The sequence below is a fragment of the Nocardiopsis ansamitocini genome, from assembly GCF_030268225.1.
In the GTDB taxonomy this organism is placed as follows: Bacteria; Actinomycetota; Actinomycetes; order Streptosporangiales; family Streptosporangiaceae; genus Nocardiopsis_D; species Nocardiopsis_D ansamitocini.
The window spans coordinates 92,028-114,921 of sequence record NZ_BSQG01000013.1 but is presented as its reverse complement, the minus strand read 5'-3'; the positions used below and the strand labels follow the sequence as shown (position 1 = coordinate 114,921).

At 69.9% G+C, this 22,894-nt stretch carries 17 protein-coding genes; 8 read left to right on the top strand and 9 right to left on the bottom strand.

The features are described 5' to 3' along the window. The coding region (locus tag QSJ59_RS23235) for an AMP-binding protein (RefSeq protein WP_285761884.1) at positions 1-3,784 on the bottom strand (3,784 nt) is incomplete at its 3' end. A 487-nt stretch (positions 3,785-4,271) separates the two neighbouring features. On the opposite strand from QSJ59_RS23235, the gene QSJ59_RS23230 reads away from it, so the two are divergent. Continuing rightward, positions 4,272-5,336, top strand: a complete 1,065-nt coding sequence (locus QSJ59_RS23230; protein WP_285761883.1) for a 3-dehydroquinate synthase family protein — start codon at positions 4,272-4,274, stop codon at positions 5,334-5,336. An 87-nt stretch (positions 5,337-5,423) separates the two neighbouring features. Here the strand turns inward: QSJ59_RS23230 and QSJ59_RS23225 are convergent, their stop codons facing one another. Genes QSJ59_RS23225 through QSJ59_RS23215 form a run of 3 tightly spaced genes read right to left on the bottom strand, consistent with a single transcriptional unit; the run spans position 5,424 to position 8,451 of the window. Beyond that, positions 5,424-6,122 carry an HAD-IA family hydrolase gene (locus QSJ59_RS23225; protein ID WP_285761882.1) on the bottom strand — a complete coding sequence of 233 codons (699 nt, stop codon included), beginning with the start codon at positions 6,120-6,122 and terminating at the stop codon, positions 5,424-5,426. 41 nt (positions 6,123-6,163) lie between these two features. Then, positions 6,164-7,288: a Gfo/Idh/MocA family protein gene (locus QSJ59_RS23220; protein WP_285761881.1), complete on the bottom strand. Its 1,125-nt coding sequence runs from the start codon at positions 7,286-7,288 to the stop codon at positions 6,164-6,166. Next, entirely contained in the window at positions 7,285-8,451 is a 1,167-nt protein-coding gene (locus QSJ59_RS23215) for a DegT/DnrJ/EryC1/StrS family aminotransferase (RefSeq protein WP_285761880.1), read from the bottom strand. Before QSJ59_RS23215 ends, QSJ59_RS23220 begins: the two co-directional genes overlap by 4 nt. A 337-nt stretch (positions 8,452-8,788) precedes the next feature. Between QSJ59_RS23215 and QSJ59_RS23210 the strand changes: the two genes are divergently transcribed. Then, complete coding sequence (locus tag QSJ59_RS23210; protein ID WP_285761879.1) at positions 8,789-9,223, top strand: type II 3-dehydroquinate dehydratase; 435 nt, start codon at positions 8,789-8,791, stop codon at positions 9,221-9,223. A 201-nt stretch (positions 9,224-9,424) separates the two neighbouring features. Here QSJ59_RS23210 and QSJ59_RS23205 read toward each other — a convergent pair whose 3' ends face one another. The 4 genes from QSJ59_RS23205 to QSJ59_RS23190 all read right to left on the bottom strand — a co-directional run bounded on the left by QSJ59_RS23205 (position 9,425) and on the right by QSJ59_RS23190 (position 13,854). Continuing rightward, positions 9,425-9,979, bottom strand: a complete 555-nt coding sequence (locus QSJ59_RS23205; RefSeq protein ID WP_285761878.1) for an NUDIX hydrolase — start codon at positions 9,977-9,979, stop codon at positions 9,425-9,427. An 18-nt stretch (positions 9,980-9,997) separates the two neighbouring features. Then, entirely contained in the window at positions 9,998-10,480 is a 483-nt protein-coding gene (locus tag QSJ59_RS23200) for a hypothetical protein (RefSeq protein WP_285761877.1), read from the bottom strand. 430 nt (positions 10,481-10,910) lie between these two features. Continuing rightward, positions 10,911-11,819, bottom strand: a complete 909-nt coding sequence (locus QSJ59_RS23195; protein ID WP_285761876.1) for an ROK family protein — start codon at positions 11,817-11,819, stop codon at positions 10,911-10,913. A 34-nt stretch (positions 11,820-11,853) separates the two neighbouring features. Beyond that, entirely contained in the window at positions 11,854-13,854 is a 2,001-nt protein-coding gene (locus QSJ59_RS23190) for a carbamoyltransferase family protein (protein ID WP_285761888.1), read from the bottom strand. Between the two features lie 299 nt (positions 13,855-14,153). Here QSJ59_RS23190 and QSJ59_RS23185 point away from each other — a divergent pair, with 299 nt between their 5' ends. The 3 genes from QSJ59_RS23185 to QSJ59_RS23175 are packed head-to-tail and all read left to right on the top strand — an operon-like array spanning position 14,154 to position 16,904. Then, positions 14,154-14,516 carry a YciI family protein gene (locus QSJ59_RS23185; protein WP_285761874.1) on the top strand — a complete coding sequence of 121 codons (363 nt, stop codon included), beginning with the start codon at positions 14,154-14,156 and terminating at the stop codon, positions 14,514-14,516. Positions 14,517-14,547: 31 nt separating this feature from the next. Beyond that, positions 14,548-15,870: a cation:proton antiporter gene (locus tag QSJ59_RS23180; RefSeq protein WP_285761873.1), complete on the top strand. Its 1,323-nt coding sequence runs from the start codon at positions 14,548-14,550 to the stop codon at positions 15,868-15,870. 20 nt (positions 15,871-15,890) lie between these two features. Continuing rightward, complete coding sequence (locus QSJ59_RS23175) at positions 15,891-16,904, top strand: methyltransferase (protein WP_285761872.1); 1,014 nt, start codon at positions 15,891-15,893, stop codon at positions 16,902-16,904. 71 nt (positions 16,905-16,975) lie between these two features. On the opposite strand, the gene QSJ59_RS23170 is transcribed toward QSJ59_RS23175, so the two are convergent. After that, a complete protein-coding gene (locus QSJ59_RS23170; protein WP_285761871.1) occupies positions 16,976-18,142 on the bottom strand; it encodes an acyltransferase family protein in 1,167 nt (388 codons plus the stop codon). Positions 18,143-18,504: 362 nt separating this feature from the next. Here QSJ59_RS23170 and QSJ59_RS23165 point away from each other — a divergent pair, with 362 nt between their 5' ends. The 3 genes from QSJ59_RS23165 (at position 18,505) to QSJ59_RS23155 (ending at position 22,892) form a co-directional block, all read left to right on the top strand. Beyond that, positions 18,505-19,200 (top strand): haloacid dehalogenase-like hydrolase, encoded by a 696-nt coding sequence (locus QSJ59_RS23165; protein ID WP_285761870.1) that lies wholly within the window; start codon positions 18,505-18,507, stop codon positions 19,198-19,200. Positions 19,201-19,589: 389 nt separating this feature from the next. Next, positions 19,590-21,710, top strand: coding sequence for a N,N-dimethylformamidase beta subunit family domain-containing protein (locus QSJ59_RS23160; RefSeq protein ID WP_285761869.1), 2,121 nt, complete (start codon positions 19,590-19,592; stop codon positions 21,708-21,710). A gap of 174 nt (positions 21,711-21,884) precedes the next feature. Continuing rightward, on the top strand, positions 21,885-22,892 hold the full coding sequence (locus QSJ59_RS23155; RefSeq protein WP_285761868.1) for a sugar ABC transporter substrate-binding protein: 1,008 nt from the start codon (positions 21,885-21,887) through the stop codon (positions 22,890-22,892). The last annotated feature ends 2 nt before the right edge of the window (positions 22,893-22,894 follow it).

Below are 22,894 nucleotides of genomic sequence, written 5' to 3'. Positions count from 1 at the left end.
CCAGGGCCATGGAGCACTCACCCCGACGCAACGCCTGCGCCGCCAGATGAATCGCCACCAACGACGACGAACACGCCGTATCAACCGTGATCGCCGGCCCCTCCAGGCCCAGCGTGTAGGCCACCCGACCCGACGCCACACTCCCCGACAGCCCCGTCAGCCGAAACCCTTCGAGGTCGGCCGGTGCTTGATGTGCGCGCAGGGCGTAGTCGTGGTTGATCACCCCGGTGTAGACGCCGACGTCGCTGCCCTTCAACGACGACGGGTCGATCCCCGCACGCTCCACCGCCTCCCACGACACTTCGAGGAGCAACCGCTGCTGGGGGTCCATCGCCACCGCCTCACGCGGCGAAATCCCGAAGAACCCCGCATCAAACCCCGCCACATCCTCCAAGAACCCACCCACACGCACATACGAGGTCCCCGCACGATCAGGATCAGCGTCGAACAACGCCTCCAGATCCCAACCCCGGTCAGTGGGGAACTCCGCGACCGCGTCGACACCTCCCGCCACCAACCGCCACAAGTCCTCCGGAGACGCCACACCCCCCGGGAACCGACACCCCATCCCCACAATCGCGATCGGCTCATCGACCGCACCGCGGTCCGGACGCGAGGGAGCAACGGTGTCCGGAGTTCCCAGGAGACGGGACCCGAGCACGCGGGCCAGGGCGCGGGGAGTGGGATGGTCGAAGGCGAGCGTCGCCGGCAGCCGCAGTCCGGTGACTGCGGCCAGCCGGTTGCGCAGTTCCACCGCTGTGATCGAGGTGAATCCGAGGTCGGCGAAGGGCAGATCGGCGGAAAGTGGTCCGGACACACGCCGCAACCCGACGGCCTCGGTCACGACCAGGTCGAGCAGCACACGGGCCCGGTCGCGCTCCGGTAGCCGGGCGAGCCGCGTACGCAGCTGCGCCGTCACCGCAGTGTCCGGGCCGGTCGGGCGGGGCGCGTCGATCAGGTGCGCGAACAGTGGCGGTATGGCGCTGCTGTGGGCCGATTCGGGCAGTGTCTCGGCGTCCAGGCGCATGGCCAGGATCGCGACTCGCTCGGCGCCGTGCGCGGCGTCGAGCATCGTGACCCCCTCGTTGGCGGAGAGTGCGCCGGTCCAGGGGCGGTCCGGACGCGTGGCACCGCTTTGTTCCCAGGCCAGGACCAGTGCGGAGGCGCCCTGGGCACGGCGTCGGCCGGCAAGCGCTTCGAGGAACGTCTGGGCGGCGCCCTCTTCCTCCGCTCCTGAGGCGCCGAGCAACCCTGCGCTGCCGGTGAGGATCGTGAAGGAGCACAGTTGTTCGGTGCGGACCAGTTCGTGAAGGTTGAGGGCGGCGGCGAGCGTGGAGCGCAGCGGATCGCCGGGCTTGGCGGTTCCCGAGACGTGCACGACGGCGCTGAGGTGGCGTCCTGCACGAGCGAGGAGCGCAGCCAATTGTTCGCGGTCGGCCAGGTCGCAGGCGACGAGGTCGGCGTCGGCGCCTTTGGCGGCCAGGTCCGCCCGGAGACGGGCCGCAGCCTTGTCGCGGACACCGTGCGGGCTGACGAGCAGGAGACGGCGGGCCCCGTGCACGATGGCCGCATACCGTGCGGCTGCGGCGCCGCGTTCGCTGTGCGCGCCGGTGACGAGCACGGTGTGCCGACCGGCCAGGAGCCGTCGGGGCCGCGTGTCCGCTGCGACGGGGAGACGGGTCAACCTCGGGGCGACGACGACGCCGCAGCGCAGGGCGAGCTGGGGTTCGCCCGACGCCGCTGCCGCGGTCAGGGCGGCCTCGGTGAGCCGGTTGTCGGGATCGTCATCGAGGTCGAGGAGGGTGAACCGACCGGGGTCGGCCGTCTGGAGGCAGCGCAGGGCGCCCCACAGGGCGGCATGGGCGGGATCGGGGGCGGCTTCGCCTGCCGCGGTGGCCACCGCCCGTCGGGTGAGCACGATCAGCCGCGACCCGGTGGTGCGCGTGTGGCTCGTCCAGTCCCGCAGCTGGGAGACGGTCCCGTGCACGATGGCGGCCACCGCGTCCGCGTCCGCCTGTACCTGCGCCGGGGCCAGTAGGACGACGTCGGGGACGGCGGCTGCTCGGGTGATCGCGGACAGGTCGGGGAAAACGGTGGCCCGCGTGCACTCGGTCACGGCCTGGGCGGCGTCGGCCCCGGTCACCGCCCAGTCCTGGGCGTCGGTGTGCACCGGCTCAGCGGGTGGGACGGGGATCCAGTCGAGGGTGAACAGGCAGTCGTGCTGGCCGCTGCTGGAGGCGCGCAGTCGCGCGGGGAGGCCGCGCAGCAGGTGCCGCTTGACCTTTCCCGAGGCGGTGCGCGGAATACGCGCGATCTCGTAGAGCTCCTCGGGGACCTTGTGGGCGGACAGGCGCTTCCGGCAGGCCGCGAACAACGACTGTGGGTCCGGCCCGTCGCCGTCGGGGACCACGAACGCCACGGGGACTTCGCCGAGGACGTCGTGCGGGCGGGCGACCACCGCTGCGTCGGCAACTCCGGGGACCGCGCGCAGGACGTCCTCCACCTCCACCGGATGGATGTTCTCCCCGGCCCGGATGATCAGCTCTTTGATCCGGCCGGTCACGAAGAGGTAGCCGTCGTCGTCGCGGCGTGCCAGGTCGCCGGTGCGGTACCAGCCGTCCCGTAGGACCTGGGCCGTGGCTTCGGGTTGGCCGTGGTAGCCGAGCATGACGTTGGGCCCGCTCACCCACACCTCTCCCTCGCGGCCGACCGCGACATCGGCCCCGGTCTCGGGGTCGACCAGGCGCACGCCCAGTCCCGGGACGGGGAGACCGCAGGAACCGGCGACCCTGGCCCCGCTCGGCCAGTTGACCGCGATCGAACCGCAGGTCTCGGTGCTGCCGTAGGCGTCGATCAGGGCGACACCGAACGCCTCCTCGAACGCCGTGCGCAGTGACGCGGTGGTGACCGCGCCGCCGACGAGGCACACGCGCAGACCGGGGGTGTGAAAACCCTGTTCGCGCACCGCACGCACCAGGCGGTGGTACAGCGTGGGGACGCCGGCCAGGAAGGTGGTGTCCTCCTCGCGGAGCGCGTCCAGGACGTCGTCGGCCGACTGGCCGTCGACGATGCGTGCCGTGGCACCGACCGAGGCGACGGCCAGGACGCAGACGATGTGCGCGAGGCTGTGGAAGAGCGGCAGCGGCCACAGGACGCGGTCGTGTTCCGAGAGTCCGGTGACCGGAACGTAGCAGGCGGCCACCGACCAGAGGCAGTTGCGCTGGGTGGAGAGCACCCCTTTGGGCGTGCCGGTGGTACCCGATGTGTAGAGCATCCAGGCGGGGGCGTCGAGTTCGAGGTCGTCGGCAGCGGGGATACCGGGATCGGTACCGATGAGGTCCTCGTAACGCGCAAGACCGGCGGGCGCGTTTTCCCGGTCGGGTCCCGAAGCGGCCACCACCACGACCAGTTCCGGGCGCAGGCTGCGGACACGGTCGGCGTGTACGGGGTCGGTGATGACCAGGCGTGCGCCGCTGTCGTCGAGGACATGGCACAGTTCGGTGTCGGTGCCGCGCGGGTCGATGGGGACGCCGATGGCTCCGGCGCGCAGGATCGCGAAGTAGCTCTCCACCGTCTCGACCCGGTTCCCCAGGCATATCGCGGCGCGGTCGCCGGAACGCAGCCGCAACCGCGCGAGGTGCCCGGCCAACCACCGGGTCGTGCGCTCCAACTCCGCGTAGGTGACGCTGCGCCGTTCGTCGCGATAGGCGGGTTTGTCGCCGAAGCGCTCGGCGTTGGCCCGCAGGAGTTCGGGCAACGGCCTGATCAGCTCGCTACGGAGCATGGTGCCTGCACCTTTCGGTCGAACCGGGGACCGGAGCGGGAGCCGTCCACGGCGCTTCGTTGCGCCCTGGCGCCCCGCCGCTCCGGCTGCACGCGTCCCCTCGTCCGTGCGGACCGAGCCGCGTCCGAGCGGGCCGCATGCCGTTTGCAGTCTCACGAAAGAACCGGGAACGGACCCCCCTATTTTTTCGGGGCTGCTCCCCATACCCGGTATCGAACGCCTGGGGAAATACAACCGCGACAAAACGGTTGATCGGCGAATGGAGGCGTCGTCGAATGCGACGGCCAAGGGCAGGCAGGAATCTTCCGTTCGACCGATTACCCGGTAATGGGCGAACAATTGGATGAGGGCCTGGGATTTACCGCCCCCGAACCTAGAATTGGCAGGCGGTCTGCGGCTTTTCTCTCGCCGGATCGTTCTTTCGTGTTCGCAGGAGCACCGGTCCGCTTCGGCCACTGTTGCTGATGCGGGACAAAGGAGGCAGTACGTGGCGGTGAGCACGGCGGACGGCGTGGACGACGGATCAGGGGAACCCACCGCTCGAATCGAGGTGGCGCTGGGCGAGCGCACCTATCCCGTGCTGATCGGGGCGGGTGTTCGCCGTCAACTGCCCAAGGTCATCGCCGGTCTCGGGGCCCAGCGGGTGGTCGTGGCTTCGGCGCGCCCGGCCGAGTGGGTTCCCGACCCGGGCGTTCCCGCGCGGGTCGTACCGGTGCGCGACGGGGAGCCGAGCAAGAATCTGGCTGCGGTGGAGCAACTGTGCAGCGAATTCGTCGGATTCGGGCTGACCCGCGACGACGCGGTCGTCTCTTGCGGTGGGGGGACCGTGACCGACCTCGTGGGGTTGGCGGCCGCCCTCTACCATCGCGGGGTGGCGGTGGTCCACGTGCCCACATCGCTGCTCGCGCAGGTCGATGCCAGTGTGGGCGGCAAGACCGCGGTGAACCTCCCCGAGGGGAAGAACCTCGTCGGTGCCTTCTGGCAGCCCAGCGCGGTACTGTGCGACAGCGACTACCTGACGACGCTTCCCCGGGCCGAACTGTTGAACGGGTACGGCGAGATCGCCCGTTGCCACTTCATTGGGGCCGGCGACCTGCGCGGCCTCACCGTTCAGGAGCAGATCGCGGCGAGCGTGGCGCTGAAGGCGTCCATCGTCGCCGCTGACGAGCGCGACCACGGCCTGCGCCACCTGCTGAACTACGGGCACACGCTGGGACACGCGCTGGAGCGCGCCAGCGACTACTCGGTGCGCCACGGCGAAGGTGTCGCGATCGGGACGGTGTTCGCCGGCCGGCTCGCCGGGCTCCTGGGACGGATCGGTGCCGACCGGGTCCGCGAGCACGCCGAGGTGGTGGAAGGGTACGGCCTGCGCAGCGCGCTGCCGGCCGGTGTCCCGGTGCCGCGGCTGTTGGAACTGATGCGCCTGGACAAGAAGGCGACCTCCGGGTTGGCTTTTGTCCTCGACGGTCCGCGGGGTGCCGAACTGGTGCGTGGCGTACCCGAGACGGCCGTCGCCGCGACACTGCGGGCGATGCCCAGCGAGTCCCCCTAACCCGACGACGACCTCCCCGAGCCGCCGGCCCCCGTGACCGATCCGCGCGGTACCGGCGTCGTGTGGGTGGAGAAGGAGCCTGGCCGGTCAGCCGGACACCGGGGCGGGGCACCAGGCCAACAGCCCTGCGGGGGACGTGAGCACGCGGTCGGGGCGTTCGCGCAGGAGAGCCGCCTCGTCGGTCTCGCCCCACAGCGCGGCGACCGCCATGACCCCCGCGGCCCGGGCACTGGCCAGGTCGGTCACCGCGTCCCCGACCATCATCGCCTCGCCCGGCGCCACCCCGAGCAGGTCGAGTGCGCGCAGCACGATGTCGGGTGCGGGTTTGGGCCGGGGAACCTCGTCGGAACCGACCACATGGTCGAACAGGTCCAGAACACCGAGGACGGCCAGGAGGGAACGTGCGCGGGGCCCGCTCTTCCCCGTGGCGATCGCGAGGCCCAGGCCGCGCTCGCGCAGGGTCGTGAGCGTCTCGGTCACCCCGTCGAAGAGCGGAACACGATGGGCCAGCTGGTAGCTTTCCCGAACAAAGGGGACCTCCATCTCCGGGGGCAGGCCCATGACGGCCATGATGTCGGGGAAGTAGCGCCCCAGATGGCGGTTGTACTCGGCGAACGGCGCGGGACCGGGGCCCACGACCTCGGCGTAGGCGATGGTGAACGCCTCGCGCATGACCTCGAAGCTGTTGACGATCACACCGTCGAGGTCGAAGACCACCGCGCGCAGCGGGTGATCGGTTCCCGGGACTTCCGGCAGGTCCGGTCGCGGGGTGGAGTCGGTCTGCATGCTCGTCGCTCCTTGGGGTGTCGCTGTGGCGCCGGCAGGACCTAGCGTGCGGCGGCGACCGGACGGATCTGCGCTGCTCGGGCGGAGGCGTAGATGCCGTCGATGACCGCGATGATCTGGCGGGCGTCGTCGAGTGCGTCCCCGTGGGTCGCCGGGTCGGCGAGCAGCGCGGGGATCAGGTCGAGCTGGCGGTCGTACTCGGCACCGACGGGATCGTCCGGCAGGGGGAGGTGGACCGTGTGGCCGTCACGGGTGAGGGTCAGCGACGAACGGCCGGACCGGTTCGGGCTGAAGCCGAAGGTACAGCTCAGCGTGGCCGTCGCCCGGCTGCCCTCGGCCCGGAGCAGGGTGGTGTCGTGGGCCTCGTGGGAAGCCCACGACGCCCGCAACGCGATGGAGGTCCCCTCATCGGTGGTGAGGAAACCGCGCGCGGTGTCCTCCACGTCGCCGGCGGAAGTCGGGCTCGTCGATGCGGTACCCTCTCCTCGCCATACGGCCCGGCGGGAGTGGGCGTTGACGAAGTCGGCGGAGGTGGCACCCACCACCTGCGCGAAGCTGACCGGTCCGAGCAGAGCCAGCGCGGTGTCCAGAAGATGCCATCCCAGGTCGAGCAGTGCTCCGCCACCGGCCAGTTGCCGGTGGGTGAACCAGCCCCCACTGTCGGGCACGCCCCGCGCACGGACCCAGGCCACATCGAGGTGCCGGATCGGCCCCAGGGAGGGCAGCACGTCGTGCAGGGCGCGGACGTCACCGCGCAGACGGGCCGCGCTACCGGCGAGCAGGGCGGCGCCGCCCGACCGCTCGGCGGCTGCCAACCGGTCGGCCTGTTCGATGTCCAGGCAGACGGGTTTCTCCACGAATACGGGCAGCCCTCGCCGGAGGAGCTGGACGGCGACCGCGCAGTGGGCATGATTGGGGACCGCGACGACGGCCAGATCGACCTGCCCGGGCGCGAGCCCGCCGACGTCTGCGAGGATCGGGACGCCCGGCGCGGCCCGGGCGAACGCCTCCCGTGCCGTCGGGTCGAGGTCCACGGCGGCAACGATCGCGAAACCGGGGTGGCGCCGCAGCCGCGGCAACCAGATGGACGTGGCGGCCCACCCCAGGCCGACCAGGGCGACTCTGATGGGCGCCCCGGGATCGGCCTGGGCAGGCGGGAGGTTCACACCCGCCCCACTACGTCGGCGAGGACGGCGGCGACGTCGTGTATCTGCTGTTCGGAGCCGAGGAGGACCCGGTGGTGCAGCCACACGCAATCGGTGCTGATGGCCTCGGCGTTGGGGCAACGTCGGGCGACGTCCTCGACGGATTCTTCCGGCGCCCCGGTCTCCCAGAAGGCGTCCGTACGGTGGATCGCCCGAAACGCGGCGAAGGCAGGTATTCCCTCTTCGACAAGGGCGTCCACGAGCGCGTTGCGCCTGTGCTCGCCGATGCCGGGGAGACGGAACATCGCCATGTAGTGCGGTTTGCGGTCGCAGCGGGGATCGCGTGCCTGGGGGACCACCCCCGGGATCGCGGCGAGCAGGTCCGCGAGGAGCGGGGCGCGCTCCTCGCGAACGGCGATCTGCGCGTCCAGGCGGGACAATTGGGCGCGCAGTACAGCCGCCGAGAACTCGTTCATCCGGAAGTTCGATCCCGAGGTCCGGTGGAAGTAGCCGCGGTCGGCGCGGGGCCGCCCGCAGTTGTGGCGCAGGAAGCCGGCCGCGCTGGTGGCGTCGTCGGGGAAGAGGACCGCGCCTCCCTCCCCGGCTGTCATGAGCTTGCCGTTCTGGAAGCTGAACGTGGCGATCGAGCCGAGTTCCCCGACCCGCCGGCCCTGCCAGCGCGCCCCGTGGGCGTGCGCGGCGTCCTGGATGAGCGGGACCGCGGACTCGTCGGCGATCTTGGCCAGGGCGTCCATGTCGCAGAACTGGCCGGCCATGTGCACCGGCATGATCGCACGGGTCCGGGGGCCGATCGCGGCTTCGACCGCGACGGGGTCGAGGCAGTAGGTGTCGGGGGTGACGTCGACGGGCACCGCCACCGCGCCCAGTCGTTGGACGGCCTGCGAGGAGGAGATGAAGGTGAAGGCCGGAACGATGACCTCGGTGCCGGGGCCGACCCCCAGTACTTCGAGGCCGAGTTCCAGCGCGTGGGTCCCGTTGGTGACCGCCAGCGTGTGCGGGGCTCCGTGGTAGTCACCGAACTCGCGCTCGAAAGCATCGACTTCTCCGCCACCCATCCGCCACCACTGGCCCTGTTCCAGGGCGCGGACCAACCCGGTGTACTCTCCGCCGTCGTACTGGGGCCACGTCGGGAAGTCGAGATCCCGGCCTGTTCGAGGACTCAATTGATCCCACTCCCATTCCACTCGGACAAAAGGGAAACATCATCGGCTGAATTATGGAATTCCCGGGGCGGCGATGCCCCGGGGAAGCCCGTCGGCCCTGTTCGGCAGGGAAGGTGAGCACACCCGTCGGGACCGGATTTCCCAGGAGCTTAATGATGTGCCCGGAACACTCCAACCCCCTAATTGTGTGGGCACCCCCCTTAGTTGGGGGATTTATCGGACTGTCTTTGGCTTCTCCTTGTGCCCTGGCCTACCTTCGATTCGAGCGCACCGGGAGAAAACGCGTTGTCGCGTGGTCGAGGCGAACAGGCCGGCACGCGAGCAGAAAGGGTGTCTGGTGAAGGACGTACTGCTGTTGAACGGCCCCAACCTGGGAATGCTGGGGCAGCGGGAGGTCGGTATCTACGGCACCGACACGCTCTTCGACATCGAGAAGGCCGTCGGCGAGGAGGTCGCCGACCGCGGTTGGCGGGTCGTGGCCCGCCAGCACGACAGCGAGGGGGAGATGATCGGGACGCTGCAGGGGCATTACGGGGCGGTCGGGGCGGTCGTCAACCCGGGTGCCCTGATGATCGCGGGTTGGAGCCTGCGCGACGCGCTGGCCAACTACCCGCGGCCCTGGATCGAGGTGCACCTGTCCAATGTCTGGGCGCGGGAGAGCTTCCGGCACGAGTCGGTGCTGGCTCCCCTGGCCAACGGTGTGATCGCAGGTCTGGGGCCGTTGGGCTACCGTCTCGCGGCGCGCGCCTTGTTGTCGGTCGCCGCCGATTGACCGGGCGGCCGGGCTCCCGGCCGGGGTCCAGTGGTCTCGGCAACGTGTTCGCCGGTCGGCTGTTCGGGGCGCTCCGGCCCGTGACGGGTTCGCCTTCGACCGCGGCCCCCTGCTCTTGGGGACGCCGCGGAACCGGGGGAACATGGTGGGTACCGCAGACAGACGCCTCCCCGTCGTGATTCCACGGGAACGGCGGGCCGATCAAGCCTTGAGCCGGCCGAAAGCGGACTCGATGCGTTCCCGGGAGAAGCGGCGCAACAGGGAGAACAGGATCGCCCCCGCGCTCAACGGCGCGAACCGCTCGACGGGGAGATTGCGGGAGAGGAAGTCGGCGAACGCCTCCGGCGTCGCCTCGCAGAGCAGGAACCCCTTGCTCTCGAAAGAATCCGCGTGAGGTCCGATGAGGGTGGCGGGCGACGCCTGGACCTCCACTTCGGCGACGAGCCCCACCTCGCGCAGGTTGGTCTCGCGGAGGAGGGCCAGGAAGACGACCTGGTCCTCTCGAACTCTGACACCGGCCTCTTCCCGAAGTTCGTTGCAGGCCGTCGCGTAGACGTCGAGCTCCTCCGAGCGGCGGTCCCGGGTCGCGCTGACCATCCCCGCCGCCGCGCACGTGAAATCCTGTTTGCCGTGAAAGTTCTTGTCGGGGTTGCGGCGCTGGATCAGAAGCCACTCGCGGCCAGAATCTCGTATAACGATCGCGAAGAAGGCCAGAATCGTGGAAAGGATGCCGACAACCAGATCGAAGACGACCATGAAAACCACCCTGATTGTTCAGGGTATTCGAAAGTCCGCGTGTCGGTCGAGTGTTTTCCTGTCCCGATCGGCGTCGGCGTCGCCGGGGGCCGGCCGTCTATCCGGTTCGCGCGACCAGTTCGCGGGAAAGCGTGGGCTCCACGATTGCGAACTGAATTCTCGAATCAGTGACCGGACCGCCGGCTCCCCGGACTCGACCGCCGAGTCGAGCCGGTTCGGATCGGTGACGGCCGAGCCGAGCCTCCCGGCTGTCTCACGGAGCCCGGTGGCAGACGTCCACTGGGAAAGCAGTCCCTGACCACGGCCGTCCTTTCGCCGCCGGGCGTCGTCGGAGAGATCATGGGCCACTCTGCCGACCTGGCCGAGCAGGGCGGGAATCGTTCCCCTGGCATCGATACAGGCACCGCCCAGGCTGGTTCCCAGGTCCACCACCAGACAACGCCTGAGACCGGAGCGCGCACAGTGGAAATACGCCTTCGAGCGCGTGTCCTGGGCGATCACGACGGGGAGGCCGAACCGGCTCCCCACCCTCCTGGGCAAGTCGCAGAAGGACCGAAAGGACGACCGGCCCCGTGCTCGTGCTCCACCCCCGAGAAGCCGATCGAAAGGGCCCACTGGGCCCTTCCGGCCGGAGAAGATCGGGCTCACGGCTCCCGCACCGAACTTGGCGGGAAGGGACGATCGCCCCTCAACCGGTCTCGGCGTTCCGGAGCCAGGCGGAGCGAAGGCCGCGATCCGGAGGTATCCCGTACTCGCGACGATCTTCTCCTGAGGGGTCGCGGCCTCATGCGTGCCCTGGACGCCGGCAGTGGGCACACCGGTGGACGCCGCACCGAAACGATCCGTCAGCGGATGCCCTCCGGAGGGAGCGGACTTCCCACGATCGTGTGCCCACCAGCAGGTGGGCACACGATCAGGCGCCCGGGACCGCTCATCCGGCTTCGGGGCGGGCCGCGGCGTGGACCGCGCCGTGCAGCGAGGAGAAACCGCCCAGTTTCGCCTCCCGGACCTGGGGTGGGGGGTGACCGGGCCGCCCCAGTGCGGCGGCCCGCTGGGACACCGCGGCGACGAAACCCGGCAGTCCGGTGGCGAACCCCCCGCCGACCACCGCGAGCGAGGGGTGCAGTAGTTCCCCCACCCCGACCACCGCGGCGGCCAATGCGTCACAGCTCTCGCGCACCGCCGACACCGCCCAGGCCCGGTTGGCGGCCAACGCGTCACGCAGCCCGGCGAAATCCACGTGGGCACCGCGCAACCGGGACGCCCTGCGTAGCGTCGCCGGGCCCGAGGCGACCGCCTGGAGGCACCCCCGGCGGCCGCAATCACAGCGTGGACCGGCCCGGTCGATGGGCAGATGCCCGATCTCGCACGACCCTCGACGGGTGTCCAGGCACGAACGTCCGCCGATCACGATTCCACCGCCCACCCCGGTGCCCACACCCAGATAGAGCAGGTCGGTACGCCCTGCCGCGTAGGACTCGGCCAGTGCCGCGAGGTCACCGTCATCGGCACAGTGCACCGGGACCCCCGGGACCAGCGCGCGCAGCGCGGAGCGCAGGTCGACACCGACCCACCCCGGCCGCCCCGGCCAGGCGCTCACCCGGCCGTAGCGGTCCAGGGTCGCGGGCGACGCCACCCCGACGCCTTCGACGGCTCCGCCCCACTGTGCGCACAATCCCCTGACCGCTTCGGCCAGTGCCGCGAGGTCGGCATCGGGGTCGGCACCGCGATCCGGTCCCGGCTCCGGCCAGCGAAAGACCGTCTGCCAGGGCGCACGACCCGCCCCTTCCAGCCGCAACGCCACCTTGGTCCCACCGATGTCGATGCCCAGCCGACTCATCCCACCCGCCGTATCGGCCCGGTTCCCCGGGGCCTCACAGCGGCCGCAGCTCGAAGAACCGCTGCTGCCACAGGTCGAACAGCTCGGATTTGAGCCCATCGGTGAGCGCAACGCTTTGAGCGGCGAGCGAACGGGTGTCGTCGACCTCCGTGAGCAACGAGAAGAGGGCGGCGGAAACCTCGGCGCGCGGACCGGTGGAATAGTCGAGGAAGATTTCGTGGGTGGTGACGCGCTGTCCGGCCGGCAACGGACGCACCCGGGTGGCCAGCCGGGTCACCGGCCTGAATCGCAGTGCCAGGTTGTCGAACCCCAGGGGTCCGCCGGGACCGCGTCGGACCAGGAAGTCCTCGATCACCAGGGCGTCCAGCCCGGTGGTCAGGAAACCGGTGATGACGTCGTGCACGCTTTGCACGATGGGCTCGGCGTTGTTGTTGAAGGAGGTGTTGAGCAGGACCGGGGTGCCGGTGAGACGGCCGAATTCGTCGACCAGGCGGTGGAAACGCTCATTGGCGCGGGCGTCGACCACCTGGACCCGAGCGGTGCCGTCGACATGGGTGACCGCGCCCAACAGGCGGCGGTGCTCCTCCCGGACCCGCACCACGAACGACATGAAGTCGTAGTTCGCGGCGGTCGCGGGAAGCTCGAAGTAGTCGTGTGCCGCCTCGACGGTGACGACGGGGGCGAACGGGCGGAAACTCTCGCGTTTCTTCACCATCGCGTTGATGCGGGTCTGGTTCTGCGCGGGGCGGGCGTCGGCGATGATGCTGCGGTTGCCCAGCGCGCGCGGGCCGAACTCCGAGCCGCCGTGGGCCCATCCGATCACCGCTCCTTGGGCCAGGAGTCGCGCGGTGGTCCCGACGATGTCGTGGGGCTGCTCGACCTCGACCATCGGCGCCCAGCCCGCCAGCGCCGCGGCGATCTCCTGGAGCGAGCCGAGATCGGGGCCGACCGAGGCACTGCGCAGTCGCGGTAGCGGCCGGGGCGAGGCGCCGAGCAGGCGCCCGGCCGCCAGCGCGGCGCCCTCACCGGCGCCGGAGTCGTGCGAGGCCGGGTGGACGAACACTTCGTCGAAGAGACCGGAACGCAGTATCGCGCCGTTGAGGCTGCAATTGTGTGCGACACCGCCGCCGAAGGCCAACCGGGTGAGTCCGGTGGTCTCGGCCCAATAACGCAGCACGTGCAGGGCGATCTTCTCGACCGCTTCCTGGAGACCGGCGGCGAAGTCCTTGTGCTCCTGGGCGAAGGGTTCCCCCTTGCGCCTGGGCAGCAGCCCCACAGCGGCGAAGGGCGGGCCGATCAGGTTGGGAACGGCCGTGCTGTGGTGGACGGTGTACTCGCCCTTCTCCTCCAGGGTGTAGAGCTCCTGGAAGACGTCGCGGTAGCGGGCGGGGTCGCCGTAGGGGGCAAGTCCCATGACCTTGTACTCGTCGCCGAACTTGTACCCCAGGAACTGGGTGGCGCTGAGGTAGACCGATCCCAGGGATTTTCCCGCCGGGTAGGTGGCGAGGCTTTCCAGGTGCCCGCCGGCGGAGCGAAACACCGTTCCCGACTCTTCTTCGCCCCGGCCGTCCATGATCACCACCAGCGCCTCGTCCATTCCCGAACGGACCAGCGCGGACGTGGCGTGTGCGACGTGGTGGGGGATGTAGACGAGGCGGTCGTCGGGCAATTCCCAGCCGAACTCGGCCTTGAGACGGTCCTTGATCAGCCTGCGGGAGTGGCGGACCGGGACACGGGGGTCGTCGGTGTAGAGCTGGTTGAGGACCGCGTCCATGTGGTCCTCGCGGAAGTAGTACCCCACGGCGTCGATGTCGTCAGGGGTGACCCCTGCGGTGGCCAGACAGGCCCGGATGGCGTTGGCCGGGAATTTGGTGGTCTTCTTGATGCGGTTGAGCCGTTCTTCCTCCACCGCAGCGATGAGGACGCCGTCGCGGATCAGGCTCGCGGAGGCGTCGTGGAAGAAGAATTCCAACATGTCGGGCACCAGGTCGGTGTCCTCAGCGGAGAAATTCCCGTTCAGGCCGAGTACCAGCATTGTATTCACCGAACCAGACGAGAGCGATGGAGGTTGACCGAACGCGGAAGCAGGAATCGTTTTCCCTGCGGGCAGGACGGCGCCATCATGATAAAAAAATAAACCCGCACCGAACAGTTCCCCTTTTCCATTGCCGACCCACCGGACGGCAACCAGAACTTCGCGGGAACCATTTTCCACGGCGCAACCGGAATCACTCGAAAAACGGTGAAACAATTCGTTGACAAGCCCCTGGGGCTTCCGCTCAAATATTCAGCGACCCCTTCATCCGGGGGAAATTCCCTATTGAAAGGCCCCCTGTGCGCTACCTCCTGCTCATTCCCACCGACGCCGCGCACTGGGCGACCCTGACACAGGCACAGCGCGACCAGCGCCTGACCGAGCACGTCGACTTCACCCGCTCGATCATCGCCAGTGGCGAGCACGTGGACAGCGCGGTTCTTTCCGTGCCGGCCGACTCGCGCACGGTGCGGGTCCGTGACGGCAGGACCGAGATCATCGAGGGGCCGCGCAGCACCGACGAGGAACAACTCGGCGGCTACTACCTCGTCGACTGCGCCGATGACGAGCGCGCCGCGGAGGTCGCCTCCCAGGTGCCCGACGCCAGGTTCACGTCCGTGGAGATCCGCCGGCTCAAAACCATAACCGGACTGATGACGTGACCGGGGCGGCCCGGGCGGAGGTGCGCTGACCGTGCCCGCCACACCCGTCGAAGCACTGCACGCGGCAGTGGCGCTGGCCGTCGTCCTGCTCCTCGCCTGGTTGGGCCGAATCGTGTTCCGCGCGATCGGACAGCCACCGGTGATCGGCGAGATCGTGGTCGGCCTGCTCCTCGGCCCGGCGGTCATCGCCCTGGCCGGTCGGGCCGCGCTGGAGGCGCTGCTGCCCGGCACGGTGGTGGAGGTACTGCGTCACCTGGGGCACGCCGGGCTGATGCTGTTCCTGCTGGGCATCGCCTACGAGATGCGCGTCCGCGGCGCCGGCACCGGGTCGCGCCCCGTGGCGTGGGTGGCGGTGACGTCGTTCCTCCCGGCCCTTGCCGCCGGCGCACTGTTGGCCCTGTGGATCGACCGGACCGGCCCCACCGCCCTGCGCGGTGATGCCCCCCTGCCGTCGTTCCTGCTCCTGCTCGCCGTGGCCCTGGCGGTCACCGCCGTCCCCGTGCTCGCCCGGATTCTCGCCGACCGCGGCATGACCACGACAACAGCGGGACGGCTGTCCCTGCAGGCGGCGGTCGTCATCGACGTCCCCGCATGGCTGCTGCTGGCGGTTGCCGTGGGGGGTGCCGGCAGCGGGTTGTTCGTGGCACTGGCGGTCCTGGTGGGCTGTGTCGTGCTGGTGGCCCTGGTGCGACCGCTCGTGCGCAGCGGCCCCGCCGACCGCCTGTTCGCCAGGTCGCCTCTCCTTGGCGCCGTCCTGGTGGGCGGCTTCACCCTCGCGATGGCCTGGACGACCGAGCACCTCGGCCTGACCTCGCTGTTCGGCGCGTTCCTGGTCGGCTTCGTCCTGCCCCGCCCCGGTTCACTGGCCCCGTGGCCCGAGATCGTCGGCCGGGTCTCTCGGGTCGGCAGCCTGCTCATGCCCGTGTTCTTCCTGGTGACCGGGGCGACCGTGCTCTCCGGGCCACTCAGTGGCATGTCGTGGACGATGATGGCCGCGGTCACGGCCGTGGCGATCGTCGTGAAGACGGCGGGCGGCTACCTCGGTGGACGGCTGGGCGGGGAATCGCACTGGACCGGGCTGCGCCTGGCCGCGCTGATGAACACCCGCGGCCTCACCGAGATCGTGGTCCTGCAGGCCGGGTACAGCGCCGGCATTCTCCCTCCCGCGCTGTTCCTCGCGTTGTTGGGCATGACCCTGATCACCACGTGTCTGACCGCACCGCTCTTGACGGTCATCGACTTCGTCGCGGCGCGTTCCTCCGGTAGGCCGCCGCATCCCCCCGCCCCGTCGGACGCCCGCGAGACACCCGCGACACCCGAAGCACCGGGCAGACCGGCGGAGGAACCCTCGTAACCAAAGCCAGGAGAAGCACCATGACGGCACCGGACACGATCACCGAACTGCTGTGGGACCAGTGGAAGACCAAGACGCTGCACAGCGCGATCCAGCTGCGGGTGTTCACCGAGCTGGGACGTTCCCCGTTGACCTCCCCCGAGATCCGTGCACGACTGGGCCTGCGCGCCGGGCCCAGGGCCGTCGAGGACTTCATGGACTCGCTCGTGGCACTGGGCCTGCTGCTCCGGGAGGAAGGCCGCTACCGCAACGGTCCCGAGGCAGCGCACTACCTGGACGCCGGCAGACCCGAGGTCTACCTCGGGGCGGCGATCGACCAAGCGCTCGACGGACCCGTCATCGACGTGGCCGCCGACCTGCGCGCCGGCCACTCCCCCGATGCCCTGCCCTCGGCCCAGGAGTTCTACTCCGGCCTCTACACCTCCGAGGAGGGGAGCCGGGGGTTCCTGCGCATCATGACCGCGGAGAGCACGGGCCCCGCCCAGGCCATGGCCGAACGGTTCCCCTGGGAGCGGTACCGCCGCCTGGTCGACGTGGGCTGTGCGGAAGGGGCAGTGGCGGCGCAGATCGTGGACCGGCACCCGCATCTGAGCGCCATCGGGTTCGACCTTCCCCCCGTGCGTCCCGCCTTCGAGGAGTTCACGACAGCGGCCGGCGTGACCGACCGGGTGCGCTTCCAGGCCGGTGATTTTTTCGCCGAGGCGCTCCCCGAGGCCGACGTGGTGGTCTTCGGGCAGGTCCTGCACAACTGGGACCTGGAGCGCAAACGGATCCTCATCGGGAAGGCCTACGAGGCGCTTCCGCCCGGTGGTGCGGTGGTGGTCTATGAGCGGCTGGTGGACGAGGATCGACGCAGCAGCCTGGGCGCGCTGTTCATGAGCCTGAGGATGAACCTGGCACTGGGCGGTGGTTTCGATTTCACCGGGGCCGAGTGCGAGGGCTGGCTGCGCGACGCCGGCTTCGCCCGGACCTCGGTGCGCGCCCTGGACGCGAACCGGTCGATGGTGATCGGCTTCAAGGAACACGCGGTCTGACCGGTGCCGGCCACGCGGGGAACCCTCGGCGTGGCCGGCACTTCTCGGTACCGGGGTGCGGTGCGCCGGCTCTATCCGCGGGGCGGGCCTTCGGCCTGTTCGGGACCGCGGGGGGCCCGCCCCCGGGCAGGACGGGAGAAGCGCCGCACCAGGGGGTCCTCCACGCACCGAAACAGCGCGATGGCCAGGAGCTGGCAGATCACGAACATGGCAACGATGACCAGCGTGCCCTCCACGACACCGAAGTAGCGGTCGGGCCCGAGCAGGTGGCGGGTGACCGCCATGACGGGGTAGTGCAGCAGGTACATCGCGTAGGAGGCCTCCCCGAGGGCGACCACGGTCCGGTTCTGCAACCAGCCGGTCTCGCCGCGCAGGTCGCGGGTGGCCAGGACGGGGATCAGCAGGGCGAGCGGAATCGCGAGAAAACCGCTGCGACCGTAGATGGGCGGTAGGGCCAGCGTGATCAGCCAGAACAGGACGGTGGCGCCGGCCACCCAGCTCATGCGCACGGGAGGCCAGCGGTCGGCTTGCACGATCAGGGCGAGCAGGACCCCCAGCAGGAACTCGGGCATGCGCACGACCGGGAAGAAGTAGACCAGCCAGGTCTCGGTGAAAGAGAACGGCGGCCACAACGGCCACGCCGGTGCGCTGATCGCTGCGTCGATGAGGGCCGGCAGGAGGGCGATGGCGGCCGCCGTCGCGCCGAAGCACCACCACAGCCGGTTGGCCGCAATCCGTCGCAGCGGTCCGATCAGCAACGGGAACAACAGGTAGAAGAAGAGCTCGCAGGACACCGACCAGGAGATCCCGTTGACGCTGAGCAGGTAGGAGGGCACCGGGATCCAGGTCTGCACCAGTGCGAGGTTGGCCAGTGCCGGCCCGGCGTCGGGCGGCGGTCCCAGCATGGGCAGTGGACCGAACACGATCCCGAGCAGGGCGAGGGTCAGGGCCCAGGTGAGGATGTGGTTGGGAAAGATCTTGACGACGCGGCGGCGCCAGAAAAGCGCGGGCGTGTCCCCCGGGGCGGCCGACCAGGTGAGCGCGAACCCGCTCAGGATGAAGAAACACGACAGGGACGATATTCCGTAGGGCAAAATGACGCCGAGATGGTTCAACCGGTCATCGGCGTAAAGCCGCGCCGTTTCAAGGGCGTGGCAGAGGAACACCAGGATCGCGAGAACGCAGCGGAGGCCGGTAAGCGACGGCAGGCGCATCGGTTTCGGGGGAGAAACGGTCATCGGCACTGCTTCCCTTCTGGGGACGGCGGGGCCGATCGGGGTTTCCACCGTTTCCATTACCGAAAAGTGCGACGCCGTGAAAGGGAAGGCAAATGCGCGCCCTTACGAAAATGGCACACCGAGCCGGACCGAAACGTCGGGAAAACCCTTTCGACCGCGATCACCATAACCGAGGGGATCGAAATCAGGGGGCACGCGGCGCACCGGATCACCACTGCCCGCCCATTGCCCGCCCACCGCTCTGCGGGAAGGACGAACGGCCAGGGCGCTCCGGCGCGCGCCCTTCCCCAGTGGCACCGACCCGTCCGACACACCGGGGGGCCGGGCCTTCCCACCGGACCCTTGTGCCATGCTGACCCGTCATGAGCGCCCGTCTCCCCGGAGCGGACCGACCGCACGAGGGCACCGTCACGGTGGTGTTCGACCTGGACGGGGTCCTGACCCACCACGACACGTTCGGCGCGCTGGTCCGGGCCCAGCTGATGCGCGCCCGGTGGCGGCTGTTGCTGTCGCTGCCCGTCGTGGCGGCCTTCGCCCTGTCGGCCCGGCTACCGCGGGTGCGTGCCCGCCTGTCCCGCTCACTGGTGCGCATCGCGCTGCTGGGACGCACCGAGGAATGGTTCACCGGATACGCCGAACGGTTCGGCGCCGAGCTGGCGCGCACTCCCGGCTGGGTGGTGCACGACGCGGTACGCCGCATCCGTGACCACCAGGAGCGGGGCGACCTGGTGGCGGTCGCGACCGCCACGGACCGGGGCCTGGCAGCGGCACTGCTCCGCGCGATCGGCGTTCGCGACGTGGTGCTGGTGGCCTCAGGGGTGCGTACCGGGCGGTTGGGGCTCGGGCTGGCACCGCACAACCACGGACGACGCAAACCCGGGGCACTCGTCCGCGCCGGGGCGGCTCCGCCCTGGGACGTCGTCTACACCGATTCCCTCGCCGATCTGCCACTGCTCCGCGGGGCGCGCCGCGCCGTGCTGGTCAACGCCACGCGCGCGACACGGTCGAGGGCCGCGCGTCGACTGGGGCGTCCGGTCGAGACCGCCGAGTGGAGTTGAGGACGGCAGCGTCCCGCCCCGATCCGCGCATGGCCGTCGTCGGCCGGGAACCGATCCCGCACCGGCCCTCGTCCATCGTTCGCCACAGGCGCGGAACCTGCCCCCCTCCCAGCAATTTTCACTCTTAGTAATCACTTGGGCCGCTGTAGAGGTTTCGGTCAGGTGTCGAACGTTAGCTCTTCATTGCACAGACATTCGTGGAACTTTGAGGTATTGCGTGTTCTTTTGTGGAGGTGTTACCGTCAAATCGGCTTCTAGCTGGTCGTGACTGAGGATTTGTGTGTTGTTCCGACTGTTTCGACCAAGCCCCCCTGATTGGAGTAGTGGCAATGCGGCTTTTCGGCTACCTCGATCGGCTGTCCGCGCAGCCCGGCGATGAACTCTCAGTAATGATCAGTGCGCCTGAGGGAACAGCGACACTCGACCTCGTCCGCCTGGTGCACGGGGACGAGAACCCACGCGGCCCCGGCTTCGTGACCGAACCCGTCGATTCCTGGGCTCCCGTCGAGACCGCAGTGGGCCCCCAGATCACCCTGCCCGGGTCCTACCTCGTCGCCGAGGGGGTGTTCGCCGGGCGGCTCGGCCCCCGAACGACACTGGAGGTCCTGGCCTGGCCCACGACCCCCGACTCCGAAGGCGTCCAGGGGCTGCTCAGCGTGGTCGACGACGCGGGCGGCACGGTCGCGGCACTGGTTCTGGACCATGGACGTCCGGCCGTGATCACAGCGGAGGGGACGGCGGTCCGGCTCGACGCACCGCTGTCGGCCCGCCGCTGGTACCGGGTGCGCGCCACACTGGACGGTGACCGCACCCAGGTCTGCGCCACCGCCGTCACCCCCTTCGCCGGGGAGGCCGCCCACTCCGAACGCTCCGGCTCAGGTGCCCCCGGCCTGGACCGGGCATCCGGTGTACTCGCCGCGGCCACCCGGCTGGAAAAGGTCGGCCCCGGCCGTGCCCGCCCCGAGGGCCTCTACAACGGCAAGCTGGAACGCCCCGTCGTGCGCTCCGACGGAGAAGTGGTCGCCGAATGGGCCTTCTCCGAGGACCACGCGGAGGCCGGCGTGCCCGACGTGAGCGGCAACCGGCACCATGCCCGACTGGTCAACATGCCCGCACGCGCCATGACCGGGCACTCCTGGGACGGTTCCGCCTCCGACCCGAGGACGGCTCCCGAACAGTACGGGGCGATCCACTTCCACGACGACGACCTGATCGACGCCGGATGGCAGGTCAGTGCCAGGGTCGGGCTGCCCGCCGACCTGCCCAGCGGAATCTACGCGGTCCGGGTCCGAGTCCGGACCCCCGAAGGGGGCGAGACCGACCACATCCCGGTGGTGGTGCGTCCGGCGGACCACCAGGCCAAGGCCCCGGTCGCCTACCTGATCCCCACGTTCACCTACGTCGCCTACGCCAACGAGCGCTTGCAGCACCGGCTGGACTACGAAGCCGAGGGGATCACCGACCACCCGATCACCCCCGACCGCTTCGACCGTGCGCTGGCCGACCATCCGGAGTTCGGCGGCAGCCTCTACGACCACCACTCCGACGGCTCGGGCGTGTGCTACTCCAGCTTCCTGCGGCCGATCCCCAACATGCGTCCCGACTACCGGATGTGGCTACAGAACGCGCCCCGCCACCTGGGCGCCGACCTCTACCTCATCCCCTGGTTCCGGCGTCAGGGCTTCGAGTACGACGTGATCAGCGACCACGACCTGCACGCCGATCCCGATCTGCTCGACGACTACCAGGTCGTGGTCACCGGGTCCCACCCGGAGTACCACAGCCAGTCGATGCTCGACTCGATCGCACGCCACACCGGTAGCGGCGGCAGCCTCATGTACCTGGGGGGCAACGGTTTCTACTGGGTGACCTCCCAGGACCCCGAGCGCCCGCACGCGCTGGAGGTCCGCCGCTCGTCGGGAATCCGCACCTGGGAAGTGCGGCCGGGCGAGCAGCACCACTCCACGACGGGCGAACAGGGCGGTCTCTGGCGCTGGCGCGGCCGCAGTCCCAACGCCATGCTCGGGGTCGGCATGTGCAGCCAGGGATGGGACGAGAAGGCACCGCCCTTCGAACGCACCGAGTTGTCCTACGCGCCCGAGTGGTCCTGGGTCTTCGAGGGCGTGGACGACCGCGTCATCGGCGACTTCGGCCTGATCATGGACGGCGCCAGCGGTGACGAGGTCGACCGCTGCGACTTCGCGCTGGGCAGCCCGCCCAACACCGCGGTCCTTGCCACCTCGCGCCGGCACAGCGACTACTACCAGCTCGCCGTCGAGGACGTGCTCATGCTCGCCCCCGGTCTGGGCGGCAGCGAGTGCACCGACGTGCGATCGGACATGGTCGTCGTGGAGCAGCCCAGCGGCGGTGCGGTGTTCTCCGTCGGATCCATCTGCTTCACCGGCTGTGTCCCCGTCGACGACTACGACAACAACGTCTCCCACCTGCTGCGCAACGTCCTGCGCAACTTCCGCGACCGCGGCGCCAAGAACACCGCCTCCGCGCGCTGAGCGTCCCCGCGTCCCCACCGGCGCCCGTTTCCCGCTCCCCCGCCGCCTGCCCCGCCCACCCTCGGGGTCCGCGGCCCGGGAGCCACGCACCCCGACCCCGGGTGCCCGTCGCGCATCACCGCGCGCTCCGATCGTGCCCCCGCCCCACCTTTCCCTTGTGCGAAGGAACCTGTCATGACCATGAAGAAGTCATCCGCCACCAGCCGCTCCCTGTGGGCCGCGCCCCTCGCCCTGACCGCGCTGCTCGGCGGCACCGCCTGCGGCGGTATCCAGGAGGCCGGCGGGTCGGGCGGCGACTGCGAACGCTCCGCCGAGAAGGTCATCGGCTTCGACTACCCGTTGACCTCGCTGTCGGTCTACGGAGACCTCCAGCGCTTCGCCCAGGAGCGCGGCGAGGAGCGCGGTTACGAGATCCGCTTCACCGCCGACGACGAGAACCTGGAGAAGCAGACCCAGAACGTCCAGACCTGGGTCACCCAGCAGATCCCGGCCATCGTGTCCTACCCGCTGGAGCCGGCCTCCATGGAACCGCTCGCCAAGGAGGCCATGGGCAACTGCACCGTCTTCGTCTCCTACGCCTCACCGCTGGAGAACCAGGACGCCTCGGTCCTGTTCAGCGGCCTGGAGAGCGGCCAGGAACTCGGCAAGGCCGCGGCGGCGTGGGCCGCCGAGCAGGAGGACACCGTCAAGGTCCTCATCCTCAACAACCGCGACCTTGCCGTGGGCGCCGAGCGCGACGACGGCCTCAACGAGGTCTTCCCCGGCGACGCCGACAACATCGAGGTGGTCTCCACCCAGAAGGCCGGCACCCGTACCGACGGCGAGAAGATCACCAGCACCGTCCTGCAGGCCAACCCCGACCTGGACATGGTGCTGGCCTACAACGACGACGTGGGCCTGGGCGCACGCCAGGCGTTCCTCAACGCCGGCCGTGACGCCGACGACCCCTCGGTGTTCATCGGCGGCCAGGACGGGTCCGCCGAAGGGCTCCAGGCCGTCTCCGACGGCGGCATCTACCGCGTCTCCGTGGCGGTGCGCATCCGCGACATCGGCTACGCGGTGACCGACGTGCCCGCCGACATCCTCGAGGGCAAGGAGACCGACGGCGTCAACGTGCCTCCGGTGGCCATCGACTCCGACCACCCGGAGCTGCAGGACTACCTCGGCGACTACTCCTCCTGACC